Genomic DNA, 17810 nt, shown 5'->3' on the forward strand with positions numbered 1-17810 from the left:
TATTAACCCCTTGTTGCATTAAGGATTGAGTATAAAAATCATAATTCTGAACATCCTGAACGGTTAATGACAAAATTAATTGTAACAGAAGCATAGCTTACATTTCAAACAAAAAAACTGTTCATAAAGTACGTACAGAAAAAACTGTACAAAGTTTCCTTTGATATGCTCCTTCGTTCTATAGAATGCTCAAACATTCGGAACTTTACAACCGATAGTGCTTTTTTTAAAATAGACAATGAAATATAACCATAAGAAAAAGATTTATGTATATCCATAATTTTAAAAGTTTACTATCATTAGCAATTTTGCGAATTATGATTTTGAACGATCCATGCTGTTGTAATATAGACAGAAGCTTTGTTTTTGAAACATTTCATTTATTATTGAAAGATTTCTTACATTGCGTCAAAGCTAATCTTTTACGGGTAAATCGTTCATACTAGGTTGTGCAAAATGCTCTAAAATTAGGAGGTTGCAAGCATGAGCTTGTACCAGTTAGGTGATGAGCAGCAGGCTTCGCTGCAAAAAATTCGCAAACGTGTTATAGAAGCTATAGGTAAAAACATGGACCTGTATGGGATCACTTTGTCTGCGGGGCATTTATACGGTTTGCTTTTCTTTGCGGATAAACCGATGACGCTGGACGAGATGGGCCGTGAAATGGAAATGAGCAAAACGAGCATGAGTACAGGAGTTCGAACATTATTGGATCTGAAAATGGTAAATAAGGTTTGGAGCAAGGGCTCACGCAAAGACTTGTATGAAGTCGAATATGACTGGCATCAAACCTTCACTGATTTCTTCGCTATTAAATGGAGAAAAGCGGTAGAAACAAATTTACTGGTGTTGCGCAAAGCCATTGATGAGCTGGACAGATTGATGAATCAGGGTGAAGAGTACGAGGAATTTAAGGCGATTCTTCAGCAAGATCGTATGAAAATGAAGCAGGCCGTCGCTTATTACAAGTGGCTAGACCGACTAATTGACTCTATGGAAAGCGAAGAAATTTATAAGCTGATTCCCAAAGAAGAAGTTCGGGATTAATCGCTATTTCTCTATCTTGTTTATAAAAATGCCGGAGCGCAAAAGTGCTTCCGGTATTTTTTGGTTTGGCCGTGTGCAAAGGGTATAATAGAGATATGTAAAGATTGATATTATACCGTTGTGTTGAAGATACGAAATAAAGGAGGCTTCATGATGGAGAGTATTACAGTACATACTCGTTTAGGTCAATTACGTGGGGAAACGGGGAATGGATATCATGTATGGAAAGGTATCCCATATGCACAGCCTCCTGTTGGAAAACTACGTTTTCACGCGCCCCAGCCTTTGGAGTCTTGGGAGGGTGTACGGGCTGCGACGAGTTTTGGGCCAATCTGTCCGCAACCTATGCCATCCGCTGAAAGTATAACTGGAAATCTGGTGGAACCGCCTGAGCAGTCAGAGGATTGCTTATACCTGAACATTTGGACACCTGCTTCGAAGGCTCCTGAGAAGGGACGTCCGGTGATGGTGTGGATTCATGGCGGTACCTTTGTCACGGGGTCCGGGATTATACCTTTATATGACGGGGAACGAATGGCGAAGAATGGCGATGTTGTGGTTGTTACGATCAATTATCGATTAGGGCCGTTAGGATTTTTGCATCTAACTCCAAAGGGAGATGGCCTGACCTCTAATGCGGGACTGCTGGATCAGATCGCTGCGCTGGAATGGGTTAGGGATCACATCTCTGCCTTTGGCGGTAACCCGGACGAAGTAACGGTGTTCGGTGAATCGGCAGGCGCGATGAGTATTGCCGCTTTATTGGCGATGCCATCCGCTGAGGGACTGTTCCAGCGTGCGATTTTGCAGAGCGGTGCGTCGCAGGTACTGCCAACCTCACAGGCCGAACAAGTGACGGCTGTGTATCTGCAGCAGCTGGGTGTGGACACTCAGCATCCAGAACGGTTGTTTACGCTGCCGACAGATGCGCTGATGCTAGCTATGGCGAAGACGCATGAAGTCATCGGACCAGGGATGGCGATGATCTATCAACCCGTCGTGGACGGTGTGACCTTGCCAGATGAACCGCTGTCTGCAATCGCGCAAGGTTCAGCAAAGCAGGTATCCGTTTTGATTGGAACGAACTTGCATGAGGGGGCCTATTTCATCCGAAAAGAATCCCATCTAATGAACAAGTCAACAGCGAGTCAGGCATTGGAAATGATGACGGGCATGTCAGACATCGGCGACCTGATAGAACCATTTCCTGTTACGATTGAGGGACAGGCACAAATGTTGACTGATCTATTTTTTTGGCGTCCTGCATTGGCTCTTGCTGTTGCGCAGTCGGCGCATGCGCCTGTATGGATGTATCGTTTTGATTGGACATTGCCGGGGCATCCTACCTTTGGACAAGCGGTTCACGGTGCCGAAATTGCGTTTGTTTTCGATAATCTGGAGCTGCTAGGTAAGCTTGGATTAGAGATTCAACCGTCGATGCAGAAGCTCGCTCAAGCTATGCAGCAGGCATGGGTTGCTTTTGCACGTGACGGGAAGCCTGTGCTGTACGAGGAGGCTTGGCCGATGTACGACAGGGAAGAGCGGACTACAGCTATTTTCCATCAGGATATTAAAATGGAGCACGATCCCGAAGGAGATAGACGCCGGCAGTTAACCGGTCAGATGACCCTATAAGTAAGCAAGAGAGAAATCACCCCAAGTACTCAAATGGAAAAAGCCTTCGCCCGTAATTTGTATACGGACGAAGGCTTTTGTTAGTCATTAGATGTACTGCCGCTCATTCTTACTTGCATGAAATTGCAACGATACGATGTGTAACTTAAATCTTAAATCGCTTAACCAGCTGTTGCAAATCCTGGGCCATGTTGGACAACTCCTGAGACGAAGATGCGATTTCCTCCATGGCCGCCATTTGCTCCTGAGCGGCAGCAGATGTTGTCTGCGAACTGTCCGCCGAATTGCGAGACAGACTTGCCAAATGGGTTACAGTAGCCGAAACTTCCTCCGTACTGGCTGAGATTTGTTCAGCTGCAGCCGACACACTTTGTATTTGTTCCACAATATGAGATGTAGAGCGTTCAATATTCGTAAATGCACCTTCTGCATCTTGGCTAATACGTAATCCTTCACCTACCTGGTTACGAACATTACCGTTCATAGTAGCGGTGGAGCGTTGAATCAAATCGAGCATCTGAGTAATGATCTGACTGATGGAATCTGCGCTTTCCTTGGATTGCTCAGACAGCTTGCGTACCTCTATAGCGACTACGGCAAATCCACGCCCGGCTTCGCCAGCTCTGGAAGCTTCAATAGACGCGTTCAGAGACAACAAATTGGTTTGCTTGGCAATGGCGGCAATAGCTGTATTCATCTGCTTCGCATCGTCTGAGAGCTGGGATAGCTCATCCATCAGGCTAGCCGTTTGGCTTACAGCTTCCAGAATACGGTCCATTTGTGTCCGCACATGGCTGATCATTTGACTGCCTTGAGCTACATCATGCTCGGTTTGTCCTGCTGAATCCACGATGGAGCTTGCTGATTCGGCAATGGTGCTGACACCCTTGGCCATTTCTTCAACGGCATTAGCGGTTTGTTCGGATGCCTCGGCGCTGGTGGCTGCATTTTCTGCGGATTCCATAACCGTTTCCGCTACGTGTTGTACGGACTCCGTCGTTTGCTCTGTGCTTTCCTTGATCATCAGAGAAGAGGAAGCAAGTCGGGAGGACGTTTGATTGACCTCGGAAACCATCGTATGCAAGGAATGAGTCATCTGGTCAAAATTCTGTGCCAGTTCGCCGAACTCATCCTTGCTGGATAGGTTAACACGTTCGGTCAGATTTCCGTCACGGACGATGCGTGTTCCTGCCTGCAGCTTGCGCAGCGGAATTAAGAACGAGCGGACCATAAGCACAATGATGATCGCAGCGGCAAGTATGGAAATGACAATCACAATTAGGCTTTGCTTCAGAATCGGTTGGGCTGCATCACTGTAATCCTCCAGATCCGACAGTGCGACAATGCTCCATCCGGTGAGAGGGTCCTTAAGTGTAAAGGCCAGCATATCTCGATTCATAAATTGAATTTGCGACATGGAAGGAGTATCATTTTCGACGGTTGTCGCCACTTCGGGAAGTCCCTCTATGGCGTCAGCCGGTTTTTTGCCTGTCTTGTTAAAGGCTGTTCCAGTCCCAGATACAACTTTATGTTCAGAATCAACAATAATGAGTCCTCCGCGTTCACCAATCTTAACAGACTGCAGACTTTCACCCATCTTATCCAGATTCAAAGCCAATGCAATAGCTCCTTCACCGTCCTCCAGCGTTCCCGATATATTAACGACTAAATTCCCTGTCGTGACGCTGGCAACTGGAACACCGACGAATACTTTGCCCTTTTCCAGCATCGCATTTTTGTACCATTTTCTCTCCCGGGGGTCATAATCGGCCTCCTGTTTTTTCGGCGAACGTATGTATTGCCCTTTCGCATTGCCGAGAAGCGCGGCATCTAGCTCGGGATGAGCCTTGACGATAACATCCAACTTTTTCTGAAGGGCCTCTTGGTTGGTACCAATGGAATCAGAATTGATTTCAGTGGTAAGCACATCCAGGTCTTTCATAATAGGCGCTACATACTGATTGACATTGCTCCGGATCAGATACAGATTCGTGTATACGGAACCGCCCATTTGCTGACTGAGTTGTGTTGTAGCCCCCTGATAGGAAAAGTACCCGATAAGTACGCTCGGAATCAATAACACAGCCAAAAAAGATATTATTAATCTTGTCCTCATTAAATAAAACTGCTTGAGAAACCTGTTCCACCACGGAACTGTTTGTTTTGTTTTAGTCATAGCTCTTGCTCCTCTGTGTCTGATGATCACTACATTCTTTTATTCGACAGAAACCGACTAATTTTATAGATGTAATCTTTGAGAAACGAAGAATAATTACATGTTTTAGACACTTTTTCTGAAAGATAAGTCTAAAGCACTATATTTTATATGAATACGAATACATAAAAAAGCCAAATCGGAGATGCAAAAGCATCTTCACGATTTGGCTTGGGTGAGTCATGAAAGGGACGTTGAACTGTTAATTTTTTTGCTGACGTGAAATCATAAAGAGCGTAATCCAGATGAGCATAAAACCAGTCAATTGTGCTACAGTGACAATTTGCTGAAAGGCGATCCAGTTAATCACGACACCAACCATGGGAAAGCTCAGTTCTGCCATCGTAGCATAAGACGCTTTGGTCGTACTTAAGCCTTTGTAATACAGCAGCAAGCTGAGAAGACCCGGAAGCAATGCCTGCAATAGCAGATTGATAATCACAGCTGCGCCCGCCCATGTACCGGCAGGCATATTCCATGGCGCATGCTCTACAGAGGTGAGGACAATCAGCAGAGGGAGCGCCACCATGAAGCGGAGGGAGGTTACTGTTTCATATTTCATTGAACGAAGCAAGTAACTTCCCATGACTGTCGAACCGCCCCACAGCACTGCTGCACCGAGTGCAAGCAGACTACCAACCTGAACAAAATCACGAACATGTCCGAAGGGGAGCGACCAACCGAAGGTCAGAAGATACGTCCCGAACAGAGCGACAACAATTAATAATCCAAAATGACGCGGCAACATTTCCTTCAAAATAATACGGGCTAGAACAATAGCGACCAAGGGTTGAAGCTTCTGGAGTAAGAGTACAGCATTCAAATCACCATTGCTGAGTGCCATAGTGAAAATCACGCTGGCCAGAGCCGAGCCGCCCCACGAGACGAATAAAATAGCGAAAACTTGACGAAGCCGTACCGCTTTGAGTTCCTCACGATGCTTCCACAGCATCGGTGTCAGAGCGAGGAAAAGCAGCACATGCTCCATAAGTACAATTTGTGTTGAAGTAAATGACTTTAGCAAAATAATACGAAAAAGCGGGTCTGCGCCCCACAAGGCTGCTCCAATTGCGACCAGCCAAAAACCGCTTTTCATGTGGGAGCTACGATCAAAACCTTTGGATGTTAGTACAGTAGAAGATTGACTCATACTCAATTAGCTCCTTGCGAATACAGGACCGGTGGCACAAAAACCCCCGTCCATGGCGAAAGGCCATGCAAGACGGGGGTTGATCAAATAAACTTGCCGCTTTATGCAAGTTAAATGAAGTTGCTGCAAAACTAATAACGCAGTATTCATCCACTTCGCGGCATGTTGATATTTCGATCTTCTTCCATCCGGACTTTACCGTCGGCTTTGGCATCTCACCAAATCAGTCCGTATCCTGTTGCCAGATACAGAGTCGCGGGCTTAGCTCCATGAGCCATACCGCCGGTTGGGAATCTCACCCTACCCCGAAGATCCTTATTCCGTTTTTAATTTCTCCTATAGGATATACCTGTTTTAGAATGAAGTCCAGTGAAAAATGTGTGTATATCTAACAATGATTTTCATCTTTTTTTTGAAAGCGCTCTACGAAATTACATATTACGAGGTAATATCCTTATACTCAATACGTCGAATCGCCGCATAAGCCACAAGCATTCCTAGTAGAGAGAAGCCAATTTGCACGGGGGCTATGGAGCTAAGTGTAGCGCCGTTATTATTGGAGAAAAGCAATGCTACAATCAGGATTGAGGTCACAATGGTGGTGGGTACAGAGTATCTCCGCATCCCCATATACAGCGGAACCAATCCCATAAAGCTGGCAGCAACGGCATTGATCAGCGTCCGTGCTGATTGTTGGCCCAGTATGGAAAGAGTAAGGTTATCCGGTACAATCAAGACAAACTGGTTGAGCAGATGAATAGCAGCCGTAATGATTATTTCCGAAATAATAATAGACAAGAACGTAAACAGCAGCACAACCAAGAGCTTGGCGATCATCAGCTTTTGACGGTGAATCGGATACATGAACAAGATCGTAATCGATTTGGATTTAAATTCTCCGACGATAAAGCGGCATAGCAAAACGGAGGAAAATACAATAAATGTTGCTCTCACAAAATTGTCTATTAGATCCAAGAGTTGAGTGTACTGTGTGAATTCGGGTATTCCTTCACTTTGACTGTCCAGCGCGATAATACAGAGCAGCCCAAGAATGCATGCATTGGCAATCAGTGCTGATCGGATATAACCCGCGAGATGAAATTTTTTCAGCTCCAACTGCATCAATTTAAGCATGGAGATCACCTCCGTTTAACAGGCGCAAAAAGTAGTCTTCCAGCGTGCTGCTTTTCTGATGAATGGCATCCACCTCTATATCGTTTAAAATGAGCGTTTTCGTAATTTGTTTCTGCGGTACATTTGAATCGTAAATACGTATACTCTGTTCATTTAGTACTCTTATATTATTCAGATTCAGATGATGGGAGAGGACATAGGTCGCTTTTTTACAATCGTTGGTCGTAAATTCGATATATTCCGTATTGGTTTCCCGCACCTGCTCCATCGATACTTCCTCAATCAGTCGTCCGTGATTAATCACGCCTACCGTATCCGCAATCTGCTCTATTTCCGCTAAAATATGACTGGACACGAGCAGAGTCATCCCATATTCCTTGCATAGCATGTGGAATAATTGGCGGATTTCCTTGATTCCCACGGGGTCCAGACCATTAATGGGTTCATCCAAAATGAGTAGCTCTGGCTTAGTCGCAATAGCGCGGGCAATCCCAAGACGTTGCTTCATTCCCAGCGAAAAATCCTTTACCGGCTTGTCATCCGCATTTCGCAAATTCACTAATTCCAGGGCATCCCGAACAGCCTGCTTATTATAGTAGCCCATGTATTCACAATGAAGTTCGAGATTTTGCTGTGCCGTCAGTCTGTCATAAAAAATCGGGTATTCAATAATCGAACCCATCCGTCCAAGCAGATGATACGATTTTGGTGTTAATTTCTCACCGAATAATTCAATTTCACCCGAAGTCGGCTTGAGTAAATTCGTAATCATTTTCATCATCGTTGTCTTGCCTGCCCCGTTAGGGCCGAGAAAGCCATAGGTTTCTCCCTTGCGCACATTCATACTGACTCCCGCTACAATTTCATTGCCCTTCAGGGCCTTGGTCAACTGATGTGTACGTATTACGTAAGTCATGGGTGTTCTCCCTTCGTATACTGCTGATAATTCAAGGATAAAGGGCGAAATGTTCATTTTTCTTTCGTGATTCTTACAAATTTATTAAGTTGAGCACAAATCGAATTATGCAAAATGCTTAGTTCGATTAATAGTTGATTTTCTTCAATGTAAAAGAGAAGACTGTCCGCTCATAAGGTCTACTAGTCAATTGAATTTCTCCGTTCATCGTTTCAACCAGGCGTTTGGCAATCGTAAGGCCCAATCCACTGCCTTGTACCGCCTTATTACGGGAGTCCTCCAGTGTGTACATGCGTTCAAAAACTTTATCTTGCTCAGATTCCTGTATGCCTTTGCCACGATCCCATACCTCTATACGCACTGTATCCTGCTGTTCCAATAGAACCAGACCCAGCGTCCGTCCATCTGCCCCATAACGAATGGCATTCGAGATCAGATTGTTCAGCACCCGCCCAATCGCTCCTTCGTTCCCCAAGGCATGAATGGGGTGCTCCGGGATCTCAATATGCACAGTAAATCCCTGTGCGGTCAGCAGGTCATAAAACTCCAAAATGCTGCGTCTGCACAGTTCTCCCACTTCCAGTCGAGTCAACGGAATATCCGTATCATTAGCCTCCAGCTTCGCCAAGCTAAAAAAGCTGCCGATCAGCTCAATCGCTTCGCTTGTCTTTTGATGAATTTTGGATAGCAGCTTTATACGTTCTTCTGGCAAAATAGTCGGATCGCCATCCAGCATCTCGGCATATCCAAGCACAACCGTAAGCGGGGTCTTGAGATCGTGGGAAATGTTCGAAATCATTTTGCGCATGGCGATTTGGCTACGGTTGTAATCTGCAGACACTCTGAGATTCAAGTCCAGCAGTCGGTTAATTTCCGTCATGAGCCGTTGCAGTTCAACGTCACCTGTGACATATAGCAGCTTTTCCGCATGATTCACCGTCACAATCCGCTCTAGTAGGGTTCGGATATCCTTTATTTTGCGCTTATAGGCCATACGCTCCCGCCAAAGCCATACTATAACGACTGACATGATGAGGCCGACAATCCATTCAGAAATGTTTTCGATGTTCATATCAGCCATTCTCCCATTTGTAGCCAATGCCCCATAGCGTTTTAATGTGGACAGGATGAGAGGGATCTTCTTCGATTTTCTCACGCAGGCGGCGAATATGGACGTTAATCACGTTCTCGTCGCCCATATAATCGTCCTTCCAAATAAATCCGTATAATTGTGCTTTTGTAAATACCCGGTTCGGATTGGCTACAAATAGCTTCAAAATATCGGACTCTTTGGCTGTTAGCTGAATTTCATTTTCATTGCGTATGACTGTAAAATGATCAAAATCAATGCGCAGACTGCCGTAGGTCAAAACTTGTGCTTGAGGCTGTTCCTCCTGTTGTTGCTGACGGGCATATGTAGTAGATCTGCGGATCGCGGACTGAATACGAGCCGTCATTTCCAGCATTGAAAAAGGTTTGGCAACATAATCGTCTGCTCCAAAGCCCAGTCCAAGCGCTTTATCCACGTCGCTGTCCTTGGCTGACATAATCAGAATCGGCACGGCGCTGTGGGTACGGATCCGGCGGATCACCTCCATACCGTCCACCTTCGGCATCATCAAATCCACCAGTACCAGATCATAGGTATGACGTTCAAAGGCGAGAAGCCCCTCTTCCCCGTCATAGGCGGTAGTTAAATTGTAGCCTTCCTTGCTGAGTGCTTTGAGTAGCATTTCGGCAATGGATAGATCGTCTTCAATAAGTAAAATATGCTGTGACATAGGTGTAGAACACCCCTAATTTTTAGATTAAGCTCGCGTGACGAACTGTACCTGAATTATATAGAGCAGTGGAGGGGATTTCCATAATAAATATCCAAAGAGAAAATTAATGTGTCTGGTAATCTATGATTCCGCTATATTATACTGAAAGAGTTTATAATCCGATGTTTGGAATACGGTGTTATGATATCCGGGACATGCCTCATATGAGAGATTGGGTATGTCGAATCACGCTGCGGTACAGGACCGTCAATAAAGGAGAGCGACGATGTTTGTCATACGAGGAACACAAAAACTGCTGAAGGAATGGGAGACTGAACCACTTCAAGTTGATATTTATCCGCCTTTGAATAGTTGGCATGCCAGCTTGTTTTTACTGAATCGAAGAAAAAATATAGTGTTTATGCATGATATATCCCGCTTAAGCATCACGCTTTTTGGGATTAAAAAATCGCAGTACAACAACCTGCCGACTCTTTTTGTGCAAGCCTTGAAGGAATTGATGATCAGCGAAGGCTTTGATGAACAGATCGTAAAGGCTTACACACAGGAAGGCGAGCAGATGCTGGCTACGACGACGAATAGTCATAGTGTAATAAGAACCTTAGATGAGATTATTTTTATCATGAAGGAACTGGATATGGAGCATGGGTGCGAGCTGGAAAAAAACCAGTGGAATAACCGGATTGTTTTCAAAACAGTCGAATACAAGTACCCTGTTGATGTTTTTAAAGAAATGCTAGAAAAGCAGTATAAACTAGAGAGTATTTGAGAATTTTATGATTTTACGAAATCAGTTCCATTTATTCCCTCTGTCCTATATAATCTAATATAGTTCTAAAAGACTATATAAAGAGAGGTAAGGGGTAAATGAAGATTAAATTGAGAAATAAAACTGGAATGATCAAGGAACGCAAAGTAGGTTTTTCATGGACTACGCTCTTTTTCGGTTTTTTCCCTGCGTTGTTTAGAGGGGACTGGAAGTGGGCTGTTATTATTTTTCTGGTGTCGATCCTTACGAGTGGGGCATCCAACTTTGTATTTTGCTTCATATATAACCGCTTACATATTAATGATTTGTTGTCCCAAGGCTATGGCCCTGCTACTAAGAAATCCCAAGCTATCCTGATTTCTAAGGGATTTATTGCTGAAAATTACGCTGCTAACTTTGCAGGTTAAATTGAGAGCTGTTTGTTAAACGAGACGTATCAAAAGAGCATCCACCAAAGTCCATGCGGGCGGGGAATGCTCTTTTTTTTATAACTCACATGATAGCAACGCTTGCGATGAAATGAATCATAGCGCAATAAGCGGCACACTTTGGTAAAATAAAACGATACAGGGTTTGACACCATCGGTCAGACTTATAAAACGGGGGGTACATAACGAAAGATGAAGAGGATTATTGATATAGCCAAGGAAGCAGGAATTGAAGAAGAACATCTGGAGACGTATGGAAAATATAAAGCGAAGCTAAATCCGTCCCTGTGGGAGCAGTTAAAGGATCGCCCGAATGGAAAGCTGGTGCTGGTTACGGCGATGAATCCCACGCCGGCGGGAGAAGGAAAAACGCTGACAACCATCGGGCTGTCACAGGCGCTGAATGCGCTGGGGCATAAAACCGTTGCTGCGTTGCGTGAGCCGTCCCTCGGCCCTTGCTTCGGTATGAAAGGAGGAGCAACCGGGGGAGGACAAGCCCAGATTGTTCCGGCAGAAGACATTAACCTGCATTTTACAGGTGATATTCACGCGATTTCAGCAGCGCATAACTTGCTGGCAGCGATGATCGATAACCATTTATTTTATGGAAATGCTTTGCGGTTGAAACCGGAGCGGATCGTGTGGAAACGCGCTGTTGATATGAACGACCGGAGTTTGCGGAGTATTGTGACTGGATTGGGATCAGGTAATGGGGCGGTAAGAGAAAGTGGTTTTCTGATCACCTCGGCTTCAGAAGTGATGGCGGTATTATGTTTAAGTGAAGATATGGACGATCTTAAAGTGCGTTTGGGTCGGATGGTGATTGGTTATAACGAAGATGGCGAAACGGTAACAGCTGAGGAACTACATGCGGTGGAAGGTATGGCTGTGCTGCTTCGTGAAGCATTGAAACCCAATCTGGTACAAACGTTGGAGGGAACTCCAGTTATTGTGCATGGCGGACCGTTTGCGAATATTGCGCATGGATGCAGTAGTTTGATCGGTACGAAGCTGGCCCTGAAGCTGGGAGAGGTGGTCGTCACGGAGGCTGGATTCGGGGCCGAGCTGGGCGCGGAAAAGTTTTTTGACATCAAGTGCCGTCAATCCGGTTTGCAGCCAGATGCGGCTCTGTTGGTTGTAACCGCCAAAGCGCTGAAATATAACGGCGGTGTAGCTAAAAATGAGCTGGATGCAGAAAATCTGGAGCAATTGCAACTTGGATTAGTCAACATGAACCGGCATGTTCGGAATTTGCAAAAGTTTGGCGTGCCAGTACTGGTAGCGGTCAACCATTTTGTAACAGATAGCGAAGCCGAGTTGGAACTGATTTTCTCGGAATGCCGCAAGCTGGGTGTACCCGTAGAGCTGTCACAGGTGTGGGCACAGGGAAGCCAAGGTGGAGAAAAGCTGGCTCAAAGCCTCCTAAACCTGCTCCAGGAGGACAAAGCCCATTTTGCACCATTGTATGAGCATACACTTGATTTGCAAGCGAAAATTAGTGTCATTGCGAAGGAGCTTTATGGTGCGGCAGAGGTAGCTTACACTCCTGCGGCCAAACGGGCGTTGGCCGGTATGGAGCAGCTTGGTTTTGGACAACTGCCTGTATGCATGGCCAAAACACCGTATTCTTTCTCAGATCAACCTTCTCTGCTAGGTGCACCGGAGGGCTTTACCATTCACGTGTCCAGCGTTTCTTTGTCCGCAGGGGCAGGCTTTGTGGTCGTGGAAACAGGCAATACTATGACGATGCCAGGATTACCCAAATCCCCAGCAGCTGAGCATATGTCGCTGGAGGCAGATGGAAGCATTCATGGTCTAATGTAGTATCTTTAGAAAAATGGCAGCTTATCAGGATGAAGTGACGAGCAGTTTGGGCAGTGCAGTAAGCAGTTTTTGCCGGGTCATGGCATCGCTCCAGTTGAAGACGGAGGCCGTTTCTCCGGCTGTGATTTGCGTACCGAGCTGCTGCCACATTGCCAGATTACGGGCTGTGAAGGTAGACAACCAGCGTTCGGCCTCCCGCTCCCTACCGAGCCAGGTGCCAAGTGTACGCATCCGTTCCTCCAGCGTGGCGAAGGAGTTGAAGGTGACGGTGGGAGCGATACTGGCAATGCGCTCATATTCCTGTTCATCCGAATTAGCGATGATAATTAGATCAGGATCGAGAGCACTGGTCAAGCGGGTATCCAGTGGAAGGCCCACATCGGCGACATTCACAAGACGATGTTTATAGACGCTGTATTCACTGAGTCGCAGACTTCCGCCGATGGCTTTGGCCCCTAATGCCAATAGATCGCCCATCGTTTCTCCATGATAGATGATGCGGCTTGCTCGGCGCGGAATATGAATATGGTGACACGTCCAATCCTTGACGTGCACAGAACCGGAGACAGTAAGCGCGTACTTGCCCGGGGGAATCCCGGTCATTTGCCTAAACCGCCGATTAAAATAATATTCGTCAGAGAAACCAACCTGACGGGCAATTTCACGTAAAGGCCGTTTGCAATCCAGCAGCAGCCGCTTGGCATGATTCAAGCGCAGCTCAGTGAGGTAATGCAGCGGCTTTTTGCCTGTGATTTTACGAAACATTTGGGAGTATTGCCATATGGAAACGTTCGCCTGCTCGGCAAGCTGCTTGACGGTAATGGGCTTTTCATAGTTGCTTTCCATATATGAGAGAGTCCTTCTACCGATGCTGGCAATGCCGGATTAGAGGTAGTATTTTGATCAATATGGGTGTGGTCTTCCTGCCACAGCAAGAGCAACTCTTGAAACATAATTTGCTGCCGTAATACAGATATCTGGTTATGCGGCTGTATCGTTTGTTGGGTACTATGAAATAGCTCTTCAGTCAACTGAATAAGTTTGGAGGAAGAAGAGGAGACGATGCATTCGCGCGGTCTCGGCAGGACAGGTCCATGATATAGGATGGCATACGTACTGCGTGTTTACCCAAGGCCATGTCCGCTTGTGGTTCTGACGGCAAAGCGATGACCTCAAACGTGATCTTGTAGTATTCGGGCACAGTTCCTTTCAGGGGAGCGATTTGATAGGATTCACCTGGAGCTAGCCAATATCCATGACCTGTATGGAATAGATACTGCTCTGAGCCAATGTCCACCATACCTGTCCCACCGATGAACATAAGCAGACAGTGATATGAATTGGGACGTGATAATAATTCATCGGTAGGCTCACCAATCAACGCAATTTCTTTAAAATGAAAAAGCAGTGAACTGAACGGGGGAGGTTCTTTTTATTTCCTGTATGAATTTATTATCAGTCTTCAAAAGATTCTATAGTATTACGCAAGGATACGCGCAAGCTTGTCATGCCAGTCTGCATAAATCGAACAAGTCCTTCATAGACATGTACTAATTCATTTAAAACATGTGCTGAAGGGGTTGATGACATGCGCCGGATTTCATGGATGCTTGCCATGGTCATGTGTGTAACGCTGCTGCTGGCCGGGTGCGGCAAGAAGAGCGCGGACGATGTGGTTAAAGATTTGAGTGACGTGGTGAGCGACCTGAACAGCTACCACGGTACAGCTTTGATGACGCTGCATACCGGCGACACGCCGCAGGAATACAAGGTGGATATTTCCTACCGCAAGCCGTCCTATTACCGAATTGCCATGACGAACGAGAAAAAGGATGTTACACAAATTGTGCTTCGTAATGATGAGGGTGTATTTGTACTGACACCCAGCCTGAACAAAAGCTTCCGTTTCAAAAGCGACTGGCCAAACAATCAGGGTCAAGTATATTTATATGAAACGTTGGTTCGCAGCATTATCGGCGATGCCTCCCGTCAGTTGGCTACCGACGATAAATCCTATGTGTTTGATGTGGCAGCGAATTACAACAGCCATGCGCTGGTGAGACAAAAGATATGGCTGTCCAAAAATGACTATGCACCGACTCAGGTACAGGTGTCTGATGCGAATGCCAAGGTAGTTGTTGATCTGAAATTCGATCAATTTGCTTTTGATACGAAGTTTGACAAAGACTCTTTTGATATGGAGCGGAACATGGCTTCAGGTAAGACGAGTACGGGTAGCGAAGGGGCGCCATCTTCTGGAGCAGTGGAGCCCAGCGGTCAGCTTGATCCTTCCGGTGCGATGGATGGGACGACTGGCGTGACGTCTGGCGAACCCGGACAAGAGCAGGGAACAGCAGGGGATGCAGTCCAGCAGCCGTCAGGGGACGCGAACGTGGACGGTACTGCCACAAATGATACGTCCAAACCGGACGCAGCAGCCAACGCAGATGCGCAGCAACAAACCCCGGGCACATCGGATGCCGCAAACGGAACGTCAGCGGGAACAGATGCGGCAGAAGCGGTGATGGGTGAGTTCGGCTTAATCGAACCGTCCTACACGCCAGCCGGAGTACAGATCAAGGATACGCCGGAGCTGGAGGATAATGGTACACATGCCGTGATGCTGCGCTATAGTGGAACGTATAATTATACCATTGTGGAGGCGCGTCCAAAAGATCGGGCAGTCGCACTAGCCGCAGGCGAACTGGTTGATATTGGAGGGAGCTTTGCCGTTCTGACTGGAAGCGAACAGCAGACGATGACCTGGATGAATGACGGAATCGAGTTCAGAATCACCAGTGCTGACCTGCCTGTGAGCGAAATGATACAAATTGCCGCTTCTATACAGGATCAATCGGGTAAATAAAACTTTATAGACGGATGCAGACGGTCTAGGGTGTAAAAATGCTCTGCTGCCGCCCGTATCCGTCTTTTTATTCATTCGCAGTCTAAGATGTGCATCGCTTGTATATCCTGTTCTATTGTAGATATGGTAGAGGAGGCTGGCAAAGTCCTCCTGCCATTGACAGCCACGTCTCTGAACATTACCATTAACCTTTGGAAGCAAGGAATTTGCTACATTCGAATGGTAAAAGGTTATGTTAGAGGCTAACAATTGAAGAAGGTGACTGGATTTTGCAAGCACAATACAGATCGACCCGGGCCGAAATCAACCTGGATCACCTTGGCGCCAACTATGAAGCTTTTCGCAAGGCATTGCCAGAGGATAAGCTGATACTGGTCTGTGTCAAGGCTAATGCCTACGGACACGGTGCCGTGGAAATTTCAAAGGAATTGGAACGCCTTGGTGCGGATTATTTGAGCGTCGCTTTTCTGGATGAAGCGTTGGAGCTTCGTCATGCGGGGGTTCAGCTACCAATTCTAGTACTCGGTTATACCTCACCGGAAGCTGTACAAACGGCTTGGGAGCATGATATCTCATTGACAGTGTTCAGTGAGGAAGTGCTGGACGGTATCCGTAGACTGGACCGCCAAGGAAACGAACGCAAGTTGAAGGTGCACATCAAAATAGACAGCGGCATGGGAAGACTGGGTTTGCTGCCTGGAGAAGAGGCTATGGCTTTTGTCCGGCAGGCTTACGAATTAGAGCAAGTGCTGCTGGAAGGCATGTACACCCATTTTGCCCGCGCGGATGAAGAAGACAAAAGCTATACACTGCTACAATATGATCGGTTTCGGGGCGTGGCGGAAGCGCTAAGGGAACAAGGTATCACCATTCCCATTATACATACGGGCAACAGCGCCGCCACCATTGATACCCCTTCTCTTTCCCCCAATTTGGTGCGGATTGGTATCAGTATATACGGTCTGTACCCGTCTGATGAGGTTAACCGGCAAGCTATTGAGCTGCTGCCTGTATTGTCATTGAAGACGGCGGTGGTTTATACCAAGACGCTTCCTCCCGGCTGGGGAGTTAGCTATGGCACCCGGTATGTAACCTCCACTGAAGAACGGATCGGTACATTGCCAATCGGCTATGCGGATGGATACTCCCGCATGCTGAGTGGGAAGATCGAAGTGTTGATACGCGGTCGCCGCGTCCCGGTACTCGGTACAATTTGCATGGACCAGTGTATGGTATCCTTACAATCTTTCGCAGAAGATGCGGAAGAAATCCAAACCGGCGAAGAGGTTGTTCTCATCGGCCAGCAGTCCGGCGAAACTATTGCGGCGGATGAGCTGGCATCCAAGCTTGGTACAATCCACTATGAGGTGATCTGCATGATCGCAGACAGAGTACCGCGTGTATACACACGAGGTCATGTTCCTGTTGTTCGAGTGAACTCGCTTCTTCCAACCCGCTGGAATTAATTTCATAACGCAAATTACCGAATAAAAGCAGGAGTTTTCGCAGAACGTCCCGAAATATGTACAAAGGAAAGAAAAGAGCGCTATAACTGTCAAAAGACGCATTAGGCTCCGCTGACACTTGTATTTCGGGGATCAAACGCCTGTACGAAAACGAACTGCGTAGTTTATAATGGAATGCAGCATAGATGATATACGAATATCATATACATTCTCTTGTATTCCGTTTGAATAAATTACCGGGAATAACGTTATAATGGTACAATGGCGACAAGGTTTTGGGGGTGGAAGAGAAGTTGGCCAATTTGCAGAACACCAAAAGAATAATGATCAGTTTGCCAGATCATCTCTTGCAGGAAGTGGACGGGATCGTAGCTATGGAAAATTCCAACCGCAGTGAATTTATCAGGCAGGCCATGAAGCTGTATGTAGGTGAACGAAAAAAACGTTACATTCGTGAAGCTATGCAGCGTGGATACATGGAAATGGCTAAAATTAACTTAACCATGGCATCCGAAGCCTTTCACGCGGAGGAAGATGCAAACAGCACCTTGGGCCGTACAGTTAGCGGGGTGTAAT

The 17810-nt window shown here is 46.4% G+C and carries 16 protein-coding genes and 1 riboswitch; of the genes, 8 read left to right on the forward strand and 8 right to left on the reverse strand.

Translation table 11 applies throughout. The features are described from left to right. The first annotated feature begins 483 nt into the window (after positions 1–483). Positions 484–1047, forward strand: a complete 564-nt coding sequence (locus tag ACYCSE_RS15535; protein ID WP_028543060.1) for a GbsR/MarR family transcriptional regulator — start codon at positions 484–486, stop codon at positions 1045–1047. Positions 1048–1200: 153 nt separating this feature from the next. Then, entirely contained in the window at positions 1201–2682 is a 1482-nt protein-coding gene (locus ACYCSE_RS15540) for a carboxylesterase/lipase family protein (protein WP_459702530.1), read from the forward strand. Positions 2683–2827: 145 nt separating this feature from the next. On the opposite strand, the gene ACYCSE_RS15545 is transcribed toward ACYCSE_RS15540, so the two are convergent. The 6 genes from ACYCSE_RS15545 to ACYCSE_RS15570 form a co-directional block, all read right to left on the reverse strand. After that, complete coding sequence (locus ACYCSE_RS15545; protein ID WP_459698694.1) at positions 2828–4858, reverse strand: methyl-accepting chemotaxis protein; 2031 nt, start codon at positions 4856–4858, stop codon at positions 2828–2830. 241 nt (positions 4859–5099) lie between these two features. After that, positions 5100–6047, reverse strand: coding sequence for a DMT family transporter (locus tag ACYCSE_RS15550; RefSeq protein ID WP_076292438.1), 948 nt, complete (start codon positions 6045–6047; stop codon positions 5100–5102). Between the two features lie 172 nt (positions 6048–6219). Further along, positions 6220–6364, reverse strand: a riboswitch (FMN riboswitch). A gap of 121 nt (positions 6365–6485) precedes the next feature. Then, a complete protein-coding gene (locus tag ACYCSE_RS15555; protein WP_061829586.1) occupies positions 6486–7181 on the reverse strand; it encodes a hypothetical protein in 696 nt (231 codons plus the stop codon). Then, on the reverse strand, positions 7174–8097 hold the full coding sequence (locus ACYCSE_RS15560) for an ABC transporter ATP-binding protein (protein WP_459698697.1): 924 nt from the start codon (positions 8095–8097) through the stop codon (positions 7174–7176). Before ACYCSE_RS15560 ends, ACYCSE_RS15555 begins: the two co-directional genes overlap by 8 nt. Positions 8098–8224: 127 nt before the next feature. Further along, positions 8225–9169: a sensor histidine kinase gene (locus tag ACYCSE_RS15565; protein WP_459698699.1), complete on the reverse strand. Its 945-nt coding sequence runs from the start codon at positions 9167–9169 to the stop codon at positions 8225–8227. A gap of 1 nt (position 9170) precedes the next feature. Beyond that, the gene (locus ACYCSE_RS15570) at positions 9171–9878 is read right to left on the reverse strand and encodes a response regulator transcription factor (protein ID WP_069291369.1); all 708 of its coding nucleotides are present in this window, start codon (positions 9876–9878) and stop codon (positions 9171–9173) included. Positions 9879–10146: 268 nt separating this feature from the next. On the opposite strand from ACYCSE_RS15570, the gene ACYCSE_RS15575 reads away from it, so the two are divergent. The 3 genes from ACYCSE_RS15575 (at position 10147) to ACYCSE_RS15585 (ending at position 12902) form a co-directional block, all read left to right on the forward strand. Further along, a complete protein-coding gene (locus ACYCSE_RS15575) occupies positions 10147–10650 on the forward strand; it encodes a DUF6933 domain-containing protein (RefSeq protein ID WP_459698701.1) in 504 nt (167 codons plus the stop codon). A gap of 98 nt (positions 10651–10748) precedes the next feature. Then, the gene (locus ACYCSE_RS15580; RefSeq protein WP_013309242.1) at positions 10749–11057 is read left to right on the forward strand and encodes a hypothetical protein; all 309 of its coding nucleotides are present in this window, start codon (positions 10749–10751) and stop codon (positions 11055–11057) included. A 213-nt stretch (positions 11058–11270) separates the two neighbouring features. Next, complete coding sequence (locus tag ACYCSE_RS15585; protein WP_459698704.1) at positions 11271–12902, forward strand: formate--tetrahydrofolate ligase; 1632 nt, start codon at positions 11271–11273, stop codon at positions 12900–12902. Between the two features lie 24 nt (positions 12903–12926). Here ACYCSE_RS15585 and ACYCSE_RS15590 read toward each other — a convergent pair whose 3' ends face one another. Continuing rightward, complete coding sequence (locus ACYCSE_RS15590; protein WP_459698706.1) at positions 12927–13748, reverse strand: helix-turn-helix domain-containing protein; 822 nt, start codon at positions 13746–13748, stop codon at positions 12927–12929. A 181-nt stretch (positions 13749–13929) separates the two neighbouring features. Then, positions 13930–14202, reverse strand: coding sequence for a hypothetical protein (locus tag ACYCSE_RS15595; protein WP_459698708.1), 273 nt, complete (start codon positions 14200–14202; stop codon positions 13930–13932). Positions 14203–14490: 288 nt separating this feature from the next. Here ACYCSE_RS15595 and ACYCSE_RS15600 point away from each other — a divergent pair, with 288 nt between their 5' ends. The 3 genes from ACYCSE_RS15600 (at position 14491) to ACYCSE_RS15610 (ending at position 17809) form a co-directional block, all read left to right on the forward strand. Next, positions 14491–15768: an outer membrane lipoprotein-sorting protein gene (locus tag ACYCSE_RS15600; RefSeq protein WP_459698710.1), complete on the forward strand. Its 1278-nt coding sequence runs from the start codon at positions 14491–14493 to the stop codon at positions 15766–15768. A gap of 269 nt (positions 15769–16037) precedes the next feature. Beyond that, the gene (alr, locus tag ACYCSE_RS15605; RefSeq protein WP_459698712.1) at positions 16038–17234 is read left to right on the forward strand and encodes an alanine racemase; all 1197 of its coding nucleotides are present in this window, start codon (positions 16038–16040) and stop codon (positions 17232–17234) included. A 293-nt stretch (positions 17235–17527) separates the two neighbouring features. Beyond that, positions 17528–17809: a CopG family ribbon-helix-helix protein gene (locus tag ACYCSE_RS15610; protein ID WP_007429334.1), complete on the forward strand. Its 282-nt coding sequence runs from the start codon at positions 17528–17530 to the stop codon at positions 17807–17809. The last annotated feature ends 1 nt before the right edge of the window (position 17810 follow it).

This window comes from Paenibacillus sp. SEL1, assembly GCF_054602535.1.

Coding starts and splice junctions, on each gene's coding strand:
- ACYCSE_RS15535 (WP_028543060.1), top strand. CDS start 484: ATGAGCTTGTACCAGTTAGGTGATGAGCAGCAGGCTTCGCTGCAAAAA.
- ACYCSE_RS15540 (WP_459702530.1), top strand. CDS start 1,201: ATGGAGAGTATTACAGTACATACTCGTTTAGGTCAATTACGTGGGGAA.
- ACYCSE_RS15545 (WP_459698694.1), bottom strand. CDS start 4,858: ATGACTAAAACAAAACAAACAGTTCCGTGGTGGAACAGGTTTCTCAAG.
- ACYCSE_RS15550 (WP_076292438.1), bottom strand. CDS start 6,047: ATGAGTCAATCTTCTACTGTACTAACATCCAAAGGTTTTGATCGTAGC.
- ACYCSE_RS15555 (WP_061829586.1), bottom strand. CDS start 7,181: ATGCTTAAATTGATGCAGTTGGAGCTGAAAAAATTTCATCTCGCGGGT.
- ACYCSE_RS15560 (WP_459698697.1), bottom strand. CDS start 8,097: ATGACTTACGTAATACGTACACATCAGTTGACCAAGGCCCTGAAGGGC.
- ACYCSE_RS15565 (WP_459698699.1), bottom strand. CDS start 9,169: ATGAACATCGAAAACATTTCTGAATGGATTGTCGGCCTCATCATGTCA.
- ACYCSE_RS15570 (WP_069291369.1), bottom strand. CDS start 9,878: ATGTCACAGCATATTTTACTTATTGAAGACGATCTATCCATTGCCGAA.
- ACYCSE_RS15575 (WP_459698701.1), top strand. CDS start 10,147: ATGTTTGTCATACGAGGAACACAAAAACTGCTGAAGGAATGGGAGACT.
- ACYCSE_RS15580 (WP_013309242.1), top strand. CDS start 10,749: ATGAAGATTAAATTGAGAAATAAAACTGGAATGATCAAGGAACGCAAA.
- ACYCSE_RS15585 (WP_459698704.1), top strand. CDS start 11,271: ATGAAGAGGATTATTGATATAGCCAAGGAAGCAGGAATTGAAGAAGAA.
- ACYCSE_RS15590 (WP_459698706.1), bottom strand. CDS start 13,748: ATGGAAAGCAACTATGAAAAGCCCATTACCGTCAAGCAGCTTGCCGAG.
- ACYCSE_RS15595 (WP_459698708.1), bottom strand. CDS start 14,202: ATGGTGGACATTGGCTCAGAGCAGTATCTATTCCATACAGGTCATGGA.
- ACYCSE_RS15600 (WP_459698710.1), top strand. CDS start 14,491: ATGCGCCGGATTTCATGGATGCTTGCCATGGTCATGTGTGTAACGCTG.